This is a genomic window from Halopenitus salinus (genome assembly GCF_042662125.1).
Classification (GTDB): domain Archaea; phylum Halobacteriota; class Halobacteria; order Halobacteriales; family Haloferacaceae; genus Halopenitus; species Halopenitus salinus.
In genome coordinates this window covers 79,342-94,251 of record NZ_JBHSXL010000008.1, presented here as the reverse complement: position 1 = coordinate 94,251, position 14,910 = coordinate 79,342, and the positions used below count along the sequence as shown (strand labels likewise).

General features: G+C 68.3%; 12 protein-coding genes. 11 read left to right on the top strand and 1 reads right to left on the bottom strand.

The features are described from left to right. The first annotated feature begins 515 nt into the window (after positions 1-515). The 4 genes from ACFQE9_RS08740 (at position 516) to ACFQE9_RS08725 (ending at position 6,525) form a co-directional block, all read left to right on the top strand. Positions 516-935 (top strand): PPC domain-containing DNA-binding protein, encoded by a 420-nt coding sequence (locus tag ACFQE9_RS08740; RefSeq protein WP_379743353.1) that lies wholly within the window; start codon positions 516-518, stop codon positions 933-935. Positions 936-963: 28 nt separating this feature from the next. Next, positions 964-5,193, top strand: coding sequence for a DNA-directed DNA polymerase II large subunit (locus ACFQE9_RS08735; protein WP_379743740.1), 4,230 nt, complete (start codon positions 964-966; stop codon positions 5,191-5,193). Between the two features lie 68 nt (positions 5,194-5,261). Continuing rightward, on the top strand, positions 5,262-5,552 hold the full coding sequence (locus ACFQE9_RS08730; RefSeq protein ID WP_379743350.1) for a DUF7130 family rubredoxin-like protein: 291 nt from the start codon (positions 5,262-5,264) through the stop codon (positions 5,550-5,552). Between the two features lie 76 nt (positions 5,553-5,628). Continuing rightward, positions 5,629-6,525 carry a ketopantoate reductase family protein gene (locus ACFQE9_RS08725; protein ID WP_379743347.1) on the top strand — a complete coding sequence of 299 codons (897 nt, stop codon included), beginning with the start codon at positions 5,629-5,631 and terminating at the stop codon, positions 6,523-6,525. Between the two features lie 35 nt (positions 6,526-6,560). Here the strand turns inward: ACFQE9_RS08725 and ACFQE9_RS08720 are convergent, their stop codons facing one another. Further along, on the bottom strand, positions 6,561-6,785 hold the full coding sequence (locus tag ACFQE9_RS08720) for a DUF7556 family protein (protein WP_379743344.1): 225 nt from the start codon (positions 6,783-6,785) through the stop codon (positions 6,561-6,563). 260 nt (positions 6,786-7,045) lie between these two features. On the opposite strand from ACFQE9_RS08720, the gene ACFQE9_RS08715 reads away from it, so the two are divergent. The 7 genes from ACFQE9_RS08715 (at position 7,046) to ACFQE9_RS08685 (ending at position 14,884) form a co-directional block, all read left to right on the top strand. After that, complete coding sequence (locus ACFQE9_RS08715; RefSeq protein ID WP_379743341.1) at positions 7,046-7,894, top strand: CBS domain-containing protein; 849 nt, start codon at positions 7,046-7,048, stop codon at positions 7,892-7,894. 3 nt (positions 7,895-7,897) lie between these two features. Continuing rightward, positions 7,898-9,691: a glycine--tRNA ligase gene (gene glyS, locus ACFQE9_RS08710; protein ID WP_379743338.1), complete on the top strand. Its 1,794-nt coding sequence runs from the start codon at positions 7,898-7,900 to the stop codon at positions 9,689-9,691. A gap of 10 nt (positions 9,692-9,701) precedes the next feature. Further along, positions 9,702-10,343 carry a dolichol kinase gene (locus ACFQE9_RS08705; RefSeq protein WP_379743335.1) on the top strand — a complete coding sequence of 214 codons (642 nt, stop codon included), beginning with the start codon at positions 9,702-9,704 and terminating at the stop codon, positions 10,341-10,343. Between the two features lie 120 nt (positions 10,344-10,463). After that, on the top strand, positions 10,464-10,964 hold the full coding sequence (locus ACFQE9_RS08700; RefSeq protein WP_379743333.1) for a cation:proton antiporter regulatory subunit: 501 nt from the start codon (positions 10,464-10,466) through the stop codon (positions 10,962-10,964). A 48-nt stretch (positions 10,965-11,012) separates the two neighbouring features. Beyond that, positions 11,013-12,242, top strand: a complete 1,230-nt coding sequence (locus ACFQE9_RS08695) for a cation:proton antiporter (RefSeq protein WP_379743330.1) — start codon at positions 11,013-11,015, stop codon at positions 12,240-12,242. 75 nt (positions 12,243-12,317) lie between these two features. Continuing rightward, positions 12,318-14,570: an NADP-dependent malic enzyme gene (locus tag ACFQE9_RS08690; RefSeq protein WP_379743327.1), complete on the top strand. Its 2,253-nt coding sequence runs from the start codon at positions 12,318-12,320 to the stop codon at positions 14,568-14,570. A 20-nt stretch (positions 14,571-14,590) separates the two neighbouring features. Next, complete coding sequence (locus ACFQE9_RS08685) at positions 14,591-14,884, top strand: transcriptional regulator (protein WP_379743324.1); 294 nt, start codon at positions 14,591-14,593, stop codon at positions 14,882-14,884. Positions 14,885-14,910: the final 26 nt, after the last annotated feature.

Genomic DNA, 14,910 nt, shown 5'->3' with positions numbered 1-14,910 from the left:
GGGCCGAGAGGCGTCTCGAGGGGCGCCGTCGATCGCCTTGTTGGCCTCCGCTTGGGAGCCTCCGATCGGCGGATCGCGACGACCGTTTTCACAACAGATGAGCTATGTATTCAAACATACATCGGAATGATTCTCTATTCATATCGAGTATTCACGGCCATCGGATCGAGCGTACCGAAATCCCCACATATTCCTCCGATATATGTGGATACTCGCCATTTCTCCACCGTCAACCGCCACTCCCGATCCGGTACAGCGAAGGGTGACTTCCTGTGTCTCCTCAGATTATTTTGTATTCTGTCCATTCGTTATTTTGGGGAGTATCTCCCGCTACTGACGGATCGAACGGGGAACCGGTCGCCGTCCGCCTGTCGCTTGTCATCGGTCGTCGGTCGTCGATCGTCGGTCGTCGGTTGCTTGTCGTCGGCCGCCGGCTGCTTGTCGTCGGCCGCCGGCCGATGCCGTCCCGAACGCGACGCGAAGCTTTTTGCACGCCACTCGCCTCACGTGCGTGTATGCGTTACCGAGCCGTCGAGTCGACGGGGGAGTATCTCGCCCGCCTCGAGACGGACGCGGACTGGCGCTCGGAGATCGAGGACCTGGCCCGCGAGGTCGACGCGGAGGCGGGCTGGTTCCAGGCGGTGGGCGCCGTGCGGGACGCCGACGTCTGGTACTACGACCAGGCGGCCGCCGAGTACCGATCCGTCACCTTCGAGGAGCCGCTCGAGGTCGCCGCTTGCCTCGGGAACGTCGCCCGCCTCGAGGGCGACGTCTTCGCCCACACCCACGCCGTCCTCTCGCGCGAGAGCGGCCAGGCCCTCGCGGGCCACCTCGACGCCGCGACGGTCCTTTCGGGTGAGGTCCATCTGCGAACCTTCGAGGAACCGCTGGTGCGCGAACACGACGAGGCGACGGGACTCGACCTGTGGCTTTGACCCGCGGAGGTCGACCTCGATGACCGAGATGCGTCCCGACGACGAGCGGTACTTCGCCCGCATCGAGGAGCGGCTGGACGAGGCGTTCGATCGCGCGGAGGCCGCACGCGAACAGGGTCGCGACCCCGAGACGGAGATCGAGATCCCGGTCGCGCGCGACATGGCCGACCGCGTCGAGAACATCCTCGGGATCGACGGCGTCGCGGAGCGTGTCCGCGAGCTCGACGGGAAGATGTCCCGCGAGGAGGCCGCCCTCGAGCTCGTCACCGACTTCGTCGAGGGGACCGTCGGGGACTACGACTCGCGCGCCGGCAAGGTCGAGGGCGCGGTTCGGACCGCGGTCGCGCTGCTCACGGAGGGAGTCGTCGCGGCCCCGATCGAGGGGATCGACCGCGTCGAGCTGCTCGAGAACGACGACGGCAGCGAGTTCGTCAACGTCTATTACGCCGGGCCGATCCGCTCGGCCGGCGGGACGGCCCAGGCGCTTTCGGTGCTCGTGGCCGACTACGCGCGGTCGCTCCTTGGAATCGACGAGTTCCGTCCGCGAACGGAGGAGGTCGAACGCTACGCCGAGGAGGTCGCCCTCTACGACAAGGAGACCGGACTCCAGTACACGCCGAAGGACGCGGAGACGAAGTTCATCGCCGACCACATGCCGATCATGCTCGACGGCGAGGCCACCGGCGACGAGGAGGTCTCCGGCTTCCGCGACCTCGAACGCGTCGACACCAACTCCTCGCGCGGCGGGATGTGTCTGGTCATGGCCGAGGGGATCGCCCTGAAGGCCCCGAAGATCCAGCGGTACACCCGCGAGCTCGAGGAGGTCGACTGGCCCTGGCTCCAGGACCTGATCGACGGGACGATCAAGGCGGATGACGAGGAAGGCGATGACGCGACGGACGACGACGGCGGGCCGGACGGGAACGACGGCGAGGTCGGCGACGGAACGGCTGACGACCACGAGATCGAGGGATCGGATGGGGACGCTTCCGCGGAGCCCGGATCGGACGCCGACGATCGGGCCGGCGAGCCCGACGGTCCCGCCCGCGTCGACCCGGCCACGAAGTACCTGCGCGATCTGATAGCCGGACGGCCGGTGTTCTCACACCCCTCCGAGTCCGGCGGGTTTCGACTCCGGTACGGCCGAGCGAGGAACCACGGATTCGCGACCGCGGGCGTCCACCCGGCGACGATGCACCTCGTCGACGACTTCCTCGCGACCGGCACGCAGATCAAGACCGAACGCCCCGGCAAGGCCGCCGGCGTCGTGCCCGTCGACTCGATCGAGGGGCCGACCGTTCGGCTCGCCAACGGCGACGTCCGGCGGATCGACGACCCCGAGGAGGCGCTCGCGGTCAGAAACGGGGTCGAGAAGGTCCTCGATCTGGGCGAGTATCTCGTCAACTACGGCGAGTTCGTCGAGAACAACCACCCGCTCGCGCCCGCTTCCTACGTCTTCGAGTGGTGGGTACAGGACTTCGAGGCCGCCGGCGCCGACGTCCAGGCGCTCTCGGACGACCCGCACGTCGACCTCGGGTCCCCCACCGTCGAGGAGGCGCTCTCGTGGGCCACCGAGTACGACTGTCCCCTCCACCCCGAGTACACCTACCTCTGGCACGACGTCTCGGTCGAGGACTTCGAGACGCTCGCGCGAGCCGTCGCCGACGGCGAGGTCGTCGAGGGCGTCCTGGCGATCGAGCACACCGAGGCGACGACGGGGGCGCTCGAGTCGCTGCTCGTCGAGCACTCGCGGACGCCGGACGCGCTTCGGATCCCGAAGTGGCGTCCCCTCGCCCGATCGCTCGGGGTCGACGACGGACTTCGACGGACGTGGGAGGACCTCTCCGCGGAGGCGCGATCGTGGGACGGCGGCGAGAACGCCGTGAAGGCCGTCAACGAGGTCGCGCCCTTCGAGGTGCGCGAGCGGGCGCCGACCCGGATCGGCAACCGGATGGGCCGCCCGGAGAAGTCGGAGAGCCGCGATCTCTCGCCGGCCGTCCACACGCTCTTTCCCATCGGCGAGGCCGGCGGCTCCCAGCGAAACGTCACGGATGCCGCCCGGCTCATGGACGACTCGGGCCACCGTGGCCGACTCGAGCTCGACGTCGCGGACCGCGAGTGTCCGGACTGCGGAACCCACACCTTCCGAAATCGCTGTCCCGACTGTACGTCCCACACCGAGCCGTACTACGAGTGCCGCGACTGCGGCACGGAGTGCGAGCCCGACGAGGCGGGCCGCGTCGAGTGTCCCCGCTGTGAACGCGAGGTGACGGCGGTCTCCCGCCGGGAGATCGACCTCAACGACGCCTATCGCTCCGCGCTCGAGTCCGCGGGCGAACGCGAGTCCGCCTTCGAGATCCTCAAGGGCGTAAAGGGGCTCACCTCGACGAACAAGACGCCCGAACCGATCGAGAAGGGCGTCCTGCGCGCGAAAAACGGCGTCACCTCGTTCAAGGACGGCACGGTCCGCTACGACATGACGGACCTGCCCGTGACCTCGGTCAGGCCGGCGGAGCTCGACGTGACCGCCGACCACTTCCGCGAGCTCGGTTACGAGACCGACATCGACGGCGAGCCGCTGCGCCACGACGATCAGCTGGTCGAGCTGAAGGTCCAGGACATCGTCCTTTCGGACGGTGCCGCAGAGCACATGCTCCGGACCGCCGACTTCGTCGACGACCTCCTCGAGCAGTTCTACGGCCTGCCCGCCTTCTACAACGTCAACGAGCGCGACGACCTCGTCGGCGAGCTCGTCTTCGGCATGGCGCCGCACACGAGCGCCGCGACCGTCGGTCGCGTCGTCGGATTCACCTCCGCGGCGGTCGGGTACGCACACCCGTACTTCCACGCCGCCAAACGACGCAACTGCTTCCACCCGGAGGCGACGATCCGGTACGTGGACGACGGGGGAGCCCACGAGGATCCGATCGGCACGTTCGTCGAGGAACGTCTCGATCCCGCCACCGCGGAGGAGGACGACTTCGGGACGCTCGTTTCGGACCTCGACGGGGAGGTCCGCGTGCCGTCGATCGACGACGACGGGACCCGAACGGCACGGCCGGTGGAGGCCGTCTCGAAACACCCCGCACCGGATCACCTGATCCGCGTCGAGACCGCGGACGGGCGAACGCTTCGCGTCACCCCGGATCACACGATGTTGCGGCGTTCAATCCCCGATGACGACCGTAATTCGGGGGGCGACGACGGCTCCGCCATCGAACGCGTTCCCGCGACCGAGCTGGCCCCCGGCGACCGCGTTCCGGCGGCCGCCGTCTCCGATGATCCTTCTCGACGTCAACCCGATCGAGCCCCGGCCCGAGCGGACGGCGGTGCGGCGGAAGCGTTCGGCGGCGACGCGACGGAGCTCCCCGTCTCGGACCGGAATTCTCGTGAATATGTGGCCGTTTCGTCGGTCGAGACGGTGACGACGGGTTCGGACTACGTATACTGCCTCACCGTCAGCGAGACGCACTCGCTGACCTGTAACGGGATCTACGCCGGCCAGTGCGACGGCGACGAGGACTGCGTCATGCTGTTGATGGACGGGCTGTTGAACTTCTCGAAGTCGTTCCTCCCCGACAAGCGAGGCGGTAGCATGGACGCGCCCCTGGTGATGTCCTCGCGCATCGATCCGTCGGAGATCGACGACGAGGCCCACAACATGGACATCGTCAGGCGATATCCCCGCGAGTTCTACGAGGCGACCCTGGAGATGGCGGACCCGGGCGACGTCGAGGACGCCATCCGGATCGGCGAGGACACCCTCGGCACGCCCGAGCAGTACCGCGGGTTCGATCACACCCACGACACCTCGGATCTGGCGCTCGGACCCGACCTCTCCGCGTACAAGACCCTCGGGTCGATGATGGACAAGATGGACGCCCAACTGGAGCTCTCGCGCAAGATCCGGGCCGTCGACGAGACCGACGTCGCCGAACGCGTCATCGAGTACCACTTCCTGCCCGACCTGATCGGCAACCTGCGGGCGTTCTCCAGACAGGAGACGCGGTGTCTCGACTGCGGCGAGAAGTACCGACGGATGCCGCTCACCGAGGAGTGCCGCGAGTGCGGCGGCCGGGTGAACCTCACGGTCCACGAGGGCTCGGTGAACAAGTACATGGAGACCGCCATCGAGGTCGCGGAGCGCTTCGACTGCCGCCCCTACACCAAACAGCGGCTCCAGGTGCTCGAGCGCTCCCTCGAGTCCGTCTTCGAGGACGACACCAACAAGCAGTCCGGCATCGCGGACTTCATGTAGCCGCGTTCGGTTACCGTTCCGTGTCAACGTGGGTCATGCTTAAGCAAGGCGGACGCGTATCGTTACGCATGGCCTCCGAAGAACCGGTATTCGCGGACGTGAGCATCGGTCAGACCGTCTACGACGAGGACGGGACCGAGCTCGGCTCGGTTCGCGGCGTCGACGACGACGGATTCTACGTGGCGACCGGGGACGGCGATCTGACGCTGACCGAGGCGCGCGACGTGTTCGGGACCGCCTACGTCATGTGGCGCTGTTGGGACTGCGGGGAGATGGGCGAGATCGCCGACGACCTCCCGGCCGAGTGCCCGAGCTGCGGCGCGCCGCGCGAGGACCTCTACTACTGGGCCGAGGACTGACCGGGACGCCGATCCCCGTTCTCGACGACGACCGACGACCGCCAACGATTTTTCCGCCGCCGCCCGAGTTTCGGACATGCACGTCCTCGTTTTCGGCGCCGGCAGCCTCGGCAGCCTCGTCGGCGGCCTGCTCGCGCGCGCCCACGAGGTCACGCTCGTGGGTCGTGATCCCCACATGCGGCGCGTCCGCGAGGACGGCCTCGCGATCGAAGGAGCGATCGAGGCCCACGTACGGCCTCGGGCGCTCACCGACGGGACCGGCGAGCGCGCCGACGTGGCGATCCTCACGACCAAGGCGTACGACACGGACGCGGCCGCACGGGTGCTCTCGACCGGCGAGTACGACACCGTCCTCTCGCTGCAGAACGGGCTCACGGAGGAGCGGCTCGTCGCCGCGCTCTCCACGCGGGTGCTCGCCGGGACCGCGACCTACGGCGCCCGCCTACGCGATCCGGGGACCGTCGAGTGTACCGGGACCGGCGAGGTGACGATCGGGTCGCTCTCGGGGGGGATCGACCCGGACGCCGAGCGGATCGCGGAGGCGTTTCGATCCGCCGGCATGCGCGCCGCACTCGCCGAGGACATGCCCCGCCGGCGATTCGAGAAGCTCGCGGTCAACGCCGGCATCAACGGTCCGACCGCGCTCGCGGACGTCGACAACGCCGCGGTCCTCGCGGGGCCGGCCGGCGACGTCGGCTGTGCGGCGGCTCGCGAAGTCGCGCGCGTGGCCCGCGCGGAGGGGATCGACCTGTCGAACGCCGACGCGCTCCGCGCGCTCGAACGCGTCGCGGAGGCCACCGCGCGGAACCACTCGTCGATGCGGCGGGACCTCGCGAACGGCCGTCGAACCGAGGTGGAGGCGATCTACGGCGCAGTCGTGGACCGCGCCGCGGCTCACGACGTCGACGTTCCCGTCTGTCGGACGATCGGGGACCTGATTCGTGCGGCCGAGTCCGACGGGCGTGACGGCTGACGACGCGGTTCGCTTCGGAGGATTCGATCGGCCGCTCAGCACCACTCCTCGAGGACTGCGGCGTCGGTCTCCTCGACCGACATCCACGCGTCCTCCCGCGAGACGTCCGCGATGACGAACTCGGAGCGCGACCGCGTCGCGTCCACCGACGCCATCACGTCCGGGGAGGATGCACCATCGAGCGCGTCCCGGGCCTGCGGCAGGACCGGATCGCGTGAGTCGGTGTCCGGCTCGTCCCAGGGAGTGGAACTCCGTGACATACGTGTCATCAATTGACACCCACATATAAACCCATCGGAACGAGATCATCGAAATCCGAAATATACACGATCGTGGTGGACGTTTGGGTTCATATATGACGAATACTACCCCGTGTGTTGTCCTATATAGCGATATTGTGTGATCATTGGAGTATTCAGTTCCGTTCGGAAGTCGATGTGCGAACGCCGTCGGGCGGCGGTTCGCCCCTCGACGACCCGCCTTCGCAGTATACAAGAGGTGTGACGGCGAAAGGCGGTCCATGAAGGTAGCCGACGCGATGACGCCCCGCTCGGATCTCGTGGTCGTCGAGATTCCGGGCACGCGCGACGACGTCCTCGAGTACATTCAGGAGTACGGCTTCTCCTCGGTTCCGGTCGTCAAATCCACCGACGCCGGCGAAGTCTACCGCGGGATCATCTCGCGTGACGATCTGATCGACCAGCCCGACGAGGACCAGCTCGCGATGTTGATGCGCGAGGTCCCGACCATCGGCGCCGACGCGGACATCCGCGACGCCGCCGAGTTGATGGTCGCGGAGTCCGCTCGCCGGGTCCCGGTCGTCGACGGCGACGCGCTGGAGGGCATCCTCACCGTCACCGACGTGATCCACGCGATCGCACGCGACGAGGTCGACGGCGACGCGACCGTGGGCGAACTCGCGACGCGCGCGGTCAACGCGACCCACGTCGACACGCCGCTTCCGGTCGCGGAACGCGAGATCGGACTCTCCGAGGTCCCCTACGCGGTCGTCCTCGACGACGAGGCCACCATGGCGGGGATCCTCACGGAGGTCGACGTGCTCGAGGTCGCCCGCGTCGTCGAGGGCGAGGAGGGGACCGGCGACAGCTTCGCGAACCAGGACGACGAGTGGGCCTGGGAGGGGATCAAGGCGGTCGGAAACCGGTATCTCCCGACCCGTAACGTCGAACTCCCGCTCGGCCCGGTGAGCGAGTTCATGACCGCGGACGTCGTGACGGTCTCGAGCCGGCGCACCGCCGCGGAGACCGCCCAGGAGATGATCAAACACGACGTCGAGCAGATCCCCCTCGTCGCCGGCGGCGAGCTCGTGGGCATCGTCCGCGACATCGACCTGCTGGAGGGCGTCTGATCGATGGCCGGCAGCGACCTGGTCGAGCTGGCGAAACGGCGCGGGTTCTTCTTCGGCTCGAACGGGGCCTACGGCGGCACCGCCGGGTTCTACACCTTCGGTCCGCGCGGCGCCGCGCTCAAGCGGAACCTCGAGGACGCCTGGCGCGACCGGTTCACGCTCAAGGAAGGCAACCAGGAGATCGAGGCCCCGACGGTGATGCCCGAGCCCGTCTTCGAGGCCTCCGGCCACCTCGAGGGGTTCGACGACATGCTCGTCGAGTGCGGCGAGTGCGGCGTCTCCCACCGTGCCGACCACCTCGTCGAGGACGCGACCGACATCGAGGACGCGGAGGCGCTTCCCGGCTCGGAGGTCGAGACGCTCATTCGCGACCACGACATCGCCTGTCCCGCCTGCGGGACGCCGCTCGCGGGCCGGGAGGTCGAGGACTTCAACCTCATGTTCGCGACGAACATCGGCCCCGGCGATTCGAAGCCGGGCTATCTCCGACCCGAGACCGCCCAGGGGATCTTCGTGGAGTTCCCGCGGCTCAAGGAGTACGCTCGCGGCCAGCTTCCCTTCGGCGTCACCCAGATCGGCCCCGCCTACCGCAACGAGATCTCGCCGCGCGGCGGCCTGCTCCGGCTCCGTGAGTTCACCCAGGCCGAACTCGAGCAGTTCATCGACCCCGAGGACGACGACCCGCCCCTCGATCGCGTCGCCGACGTCGAGGTCCGGCTCTACCCCGCCGACGAACAGGGGACGGACGGCGAGACCTACCTCGAGATGCCGATCGGCGAGGCGGTCGCGGAGGGCGTCGTCGGCTCCGCGTGGGTCGGCTACTACCTCGGGCTCGCGAACGAGTGGTACGAGCGGATCGGCGTCGACATGGACCGGTTCCGCTTCCGCCAGCACCTGCCGGGCGAGCGGGCCCACTACGCCGCCGACTGCTGGGACGCCGAAAGCGAGATCGACGGCGACTGGATCGAGATCGCGGGCTTCGCCTACCGGGGCGACTACGACCTCTCGAAGCACGCCGAACACGCCGACGACACGTTCACCGTCTTCAAACGCTACGACGAGCCACGAACCGTCGAGCGCGCGACCGTCGACCCGGACATGTCCGTTCTCGGGCCCGAGTTCGGCGGTCGTGCCGGCGAGGTCGCCGCGGCCCTCGAACGGCTGGTCGAACGCGATCCCGACGCCTTCGAGGCCGACGCCGTCACCCTCGAGCTTGACGACGGCGAGACCGTCACCGTCGAGACGGACCTCGCGAACTTCTCGATCGAGGACACGACCGAGACCGGCGAGCACGTCACCCCGCACGTCGTCGAGCCGTCCTTCGGCGTCGGTCGGACCGTCCAGACGCTCCTCGCACACGCGTACGCGGAGGACGAGGTCGACGGCGAGGACCGAACCTATCTCGGTTTAGTCCCCGAGATCGCGCCGGTCGACGTCGCGGTCTTCCCGCTCGTGAGCAACGCCGACCGGCTCGTCGAGCTTTCCGAACGCGTCGCCGACGACCTCCGTGATCGCGGACTCGCCGTCTCCTACGACGACTCCGGATCGATCGGTCGTCGCTACCGCAGACAGGACGAGATCGGCACGCCATTTTGTGTCACCGTCGACCGCGACGGGATCGAGGGCGAGGGACCGGACTCCGTGACGGTCCGCGAGCGCGACGGCGCGCGCCAGGTTCGCGTTCCCGTCGACGACCTCGTCGAGGAGCTCGACGCGCTGTTGGGCGGGAACGACGCCGCCTTCGAGGACCTCCTCGAACGCCACGACCCCGTCGAGACCGACGTCGAGACGGCCTAACCCGGGACACATGGACGATCGACACGCCCGCCACGACGGCGGGGCAGCGGTCCGCTGGCGCGAGCGCGTCGAGTTCGAACGCCGGATCGTCCACGCGGCCGGCGCGCTCTACGTGGCCCCGTACCTCCTCGGCTGGCTCTCGTGGGACGGGACGCGAGCCCTGCTCGTCGCGGGGCTGATCGTCGTCTCGCTCCTCGAGTTTCTCCGGCTCGTGATCGGTCTCGATCACGCGATCTACCGCACCCTCACGCGCCCCTACGAGCGCGAGACCGTGGCCGGCTACGCGCTCTATCAGGCGAGCATGACCTGCGTCGGCCTCTGGTTCGCGCCCGCGATCGCGATCCCCGCGATGTGGATGCTGGCGCTCGGCGACCCCGTAAGCGGCGCGCTCGGGCGGAACGCGGCCGACGAGTGTAAGCGTCCCCGCGTCTGGATCGCGACGTTTCTCGTCTGCCTGGCGGTCGCGCTCCCGATCACGGTTCCGGCCTTCGGCCCGGTCACGGGCGCGACCGCGGCCGTGGTCGGCGGGTTCGCCGCGGCCGTCGCCGACGGGCTTCCGCCGATGATCCGCGGTCGGGCGGTCGACGACAACCTCACCATCCCGATCCTCGCCGCCGCCGGGATCTGGGCCGTCGTGTCGGTGCTCGGGTGAGGCGGTGGGGACGCCCGGGTGAGGCGGTGGGGACGTCCGGGCCATCCCGCGTTGACGTCCAGTCGCGCCGCCGGCTCCGACCAACCCCATTTATCCCTCCGTTCGTCCTACTGGAGGGACATGCCGGTCTCCGAAACCGAACTTCCCGGCGTCGGGAAGAAACACGAGATCGACCTCGGCGACGGGGAGACGCTCGTGATACTGACACACAACAGCGGCCGACGCGAGGTCTACAAGCGGCCGAGCCCGGACGCCGACTCCGAGAAGCTCTTCGATCTCCCCGACCAGCTCGCACGAACCGTGGGAACCATCCTCGAGGGCGCCTACTTCCAGCCCGTCGAACACGACGCCCAGGAGGCGATGCTGCCGGGCGGAGCGATGATCGAGTGGTTCGAGGTCATCGAGGGTTCATCCGTCGTCGGCAAGACGCTCGGCGAGATGGACTTTCGCGCCGAGACCGGGGCGTCCGTCGTGACGATCCAACGCGGCGAGAGCGACGTCATCGCGAGCCCGGGCCCCGACACGGCTCTCGAGGTCGGCGACACCCTCATCGTCGTGGGCGATCGCGAAAGCGTCGAGGCGCTCGGCGACCACCTCGGGCGTCCCATCGACGAGCGGTGATCGTCGTCGTGTCGATGCTTCTTCGCCTTCGCCCGGAGATGATGTCCGATGGCGGCTGAGAGCCTGCTGTTCGAGGTCGGCGTGCTCTTCGCGGCGGTGGCGCTCGTGGGTGCCGTTGCGACCCGGTTCGGACAGTCGGTCATCCCCTTTTACATCCTCGCCGGGATGGCGTTGAATCCCCACGTCCTCGGGGCGTCCCCGCTCCCGATCGTCGGCGGGTGGCACGTCCAGGAGACGACGTTCGTCACCGTGGGCGCGGAGCTCGGGATCGTCTTTCTGCTCTTCTTCCTCGGGCTCGAGTTCAACCTCGAGCGTCTGGTCGAGAGCAAGGACCGGATCGGCCGCGCCGGGACGATCGATCTGCTCGTCAACTTCGGTGTGGGATTCGTCCTCGGGTACGCGATCTTTCGTTCGTTTCTTCCCGCCTTCCTGTTCGCGGGGATCGTCTACATCTCCTCGTCCGCGATCATCACGAAGTCGCTCATCGATCGCGGCTGGATCGCAAACGACGAGGCCGGACCGATCCTCGGGACGCTCGTCTACGAGGATCTCTTCATCGCCGTGTACCTCTCCGTCGCCTCCGCGCTCGTGCTCGGCGGCGGAGACGTCGGCGAGGCGGCGAGATCCGTCGGCGTCTCGCTCGGGTTCATCCTCCTCCTCTTAGCGCTCGTCGTCTACGGGAGCGATCCCTTCGAGCGGCTGTTGGCGACCGACTCCAGCGAGTTCTTTCTCCTCCGGGCGATCGGCGCCACCGTCTTCGTCGCCGGCGCGGCGCTCGCCGTCGGGGTGAGCGAGGCCGTCGCGGCCTTCTTCGTCGGGATGACCTTCTCTGCGACCTCCCACGTCGACCGGCTCGAACACCGTCTCGAGCCGATCCGCGACGTCTTCGCCGCGGTCTTCTTCTTCTGGATCGGCCTCGTCACCGACCCGTCCCTCTTCGCCGGGGTCGCCGCGCTCGTCGCGCTCGCGGTCGTCGTCACGGCGCCTGCGAAGTTCTACTCCGGTTATCTCGGCGGGCGCGTCTACGACCTGAGCGTCCGTCGCTCGACCCGCGTCGGACTCGGGATGGTCACCCGCGGCGAGTTCTCGCTCATCATCGCCGCCGTTGCGATCGTCGAAGGCTCGCGGCTCGCCGGCCCGGTCGCGGACACGATCTACGCGTTCGCGGTCGGTTACGTCCTCTGTATGAGCGTCCTCGGGACGATGCTCATGCAGTACTCGGCCCCCTTCGAGCGGCTCCTCGTCGATCGGCTGGGGGAGCCCGCGGCCGGCGAGTGATGACTTCGACGATCGTCGAAGTACAATATCGACGGTATGGTTAGCTTTTTACTTCGGTCCCCGGAATCGGTGTACATGGGACTGGAAGACGACGCGAGGGAGTACCACCGACAGGAGCCCTCCGGAAAGATCGAGATCTCGACGACCAAACCGACGAACACCCAACGCGATTTGAGCCTGGCGTACTCGCCCGGCGTGGCGGCGCCGTGTCTCGACATCGAGGCGGACCCGGAGCGTGTCTTCGAGTACACGGCGAAGGGGAACCTCGTCGGCGTGGTCTCGAACGGCTCGGCCGTCCTCGGCCTCGGCGACATCGGCCCGGCCGCCTCGAAACCCGTCATGGAGGGCAAGGGCGTCCTCTTCAAGCGGTTCGCCGACATCGACGTCTTCGACGTCGAGCTCGATCTCACGGACGTCGACGCCTTCGTCGAGACGGTCGCCGCGATGGAGCCGACCTTCGGCGGCATCAACCTGGAGGACATCGGCGCGCCGGCGTGTTTCGCCATCGAGCGTCGCCTCAGCGACCGGATGGACATCCCCGTCTTCCACGACGACCAGCACGGCACCGCCATCATCTCTGGCGCGGCGCTCCTCAACGCGGCCGAGGTCGTCGACAAGGACCTCGAGGACCTGGAGATCGTCTTCTCGGGTGCGGGCGCGTCGGCGATCGCGACCGCGCGGTTCTACGTCTCCCTCGGCGCGCGAAAGGAGAACATCACGATGTGTGACTCCTCGGGGATCCTCACCGAGGAGCGCGCGGAGGCGGGCGACCTCAACGAGTTCAAACGCGAGTTCGCCCGCGACATCGAGGGCGGCGACCTCGCCGACGCCATGGAGGGCGCGGACGTCCTCGCCGGCCTCTCCGTCGGCGGGATCGTCTCGCCGGAGATGGTCCGGTCGATGGCCGACAACCCGATCATCTTCGCGATGGCCAACCCCGATCCGGAGATCACCTACGAGGAGGCGAAGAACGCCCGCGAGGACACGGTCATCATGGCGACCGGCCGATCGGACTACCCCAACCAGGTCAACAACGTCCTCGGGTTCCCGTTCCTCTTCCGTGGCGCCCTCGACGTCCGCGCGACCGAGATCAACGAGGAGATGAAGCGTGCGGCCGCCGAGGCGCTCGCGGAACTCGCCCGCCAGGACGTCCCCGACGCGGTCGTGAAGGCCTACGGCGACGAGCCCCTCCAGTTCGGGCCCGAGTACGTCATCCCGAAGCCGGTCGATCCGCGGGTCCTCTTCGAGATCGCGCCGGCGGTCGCCGAGGCCGCGATGGACTCCGGCGCCGCCCGCACCGACGTCGACGCCGAGCAGTACCGCGAGCGGCTGGAGGCCCGCCTCGGAAAGTCCCGCGAGATGATGCGCGTCGTGTTGAACAAGGCGAAAAGCGACCCCAAACGCGTCGCGCTCGCGGAGGGGACCGACGAGAAGATGATCCGCGCGGCCTACCAGATCGCAGAACAGGGCATCGCGGAGCCGGTGTTGCTCGGCGACGCCGACGAGATACACCGCGTCGCCCAGCGGCTCGGCCTCTCCTTCGAGCCGGAGATCGTCGATCCGAGCGAGCGGAGCCTCGAGTCGTACGCCGACCGGCTCCACGAGCTGCGAAAGCGCAAGGGGATCACCCGCACCGAGGCCGGCGAGCTGGTCCGTCGCGACACGAACTACCTCGGCAGCGTGATGGTCGAACGCGGCGACGCCGACGCGCTGCTCACCGGTCTCACCCACCACTACCCGTCGGCGCTTCGGCCGCCGCTGCAGGTGGTCGGCTCGGCCGAGGACGCCGACCACGTCGCGGGCGTCTACCTGCTCACGTTCAAAAACCGGGTGGTCTTCTGTGCGGACACCACGGTCAATCAGAACCCCGACGAGGAGGTCCTCGCCGAGGTGACCAAACACACCGCCGAGCTGGCCCGCCGGTTCAACGTCGAGCCGCGCGCCGCGATGTTGTCCTACTCGAACTTCGGCAGCGTCGACGACGCGGGGACGCGGCCCCCGCGCAAGGCGGTCGAGCTGCTCCACGAGGACCCGGAGGTCGACTTCCCGGTCGACGGCGAGATGCAGGCCGACACCGCCGTCGTCGAGGACATCCTCGAGGACACCTACGACTTCGCCGAGCTCGAGGAGCCCGCGAACGTGCTCGTCTTCCCGAACCTCGAGTCGGGCAACATCGGCTACAAGCTGCTCCAGCGGCTCGGCGGCGCCGAGGCGATCGGCCCGATGCTCGTCGGCATGGACGCGCCCGTCCACGTCCTCCAGCGCGGAGACGAGGTCAAGGACATCGTGAACCTCGCCGGCGTGGCCGTCGTCGACGCCCAGGAGTAGCCTCGCTCCGTTCCGTCCCCATGGCCGACCTGAACCCGATCGCGAAGCGCATCCACAACGTGCAGCCGGATCCCGTCCGGATCGTCCTCGAGAGCGGCGACGCCGGCGTCTATCGGTTCGACTCGACCGAGTTCTTCCAGCGCGAGTTCCGCGGGGAGGGACGTCGGATCGACGCGGACGCGGACGCGGACGCCGACTACCGACTGATCACCTCCGAGGACTACGAGCGCGTTCTGCTCGGTCGCAGCGCCCCCGACGTGGAGGGCTGGGAGATGATGGGCGCGATCGCCGAGGCCGAACCGGTCGAGGAGTAGCTCTCCGAAACCACTAACCCCGCCTC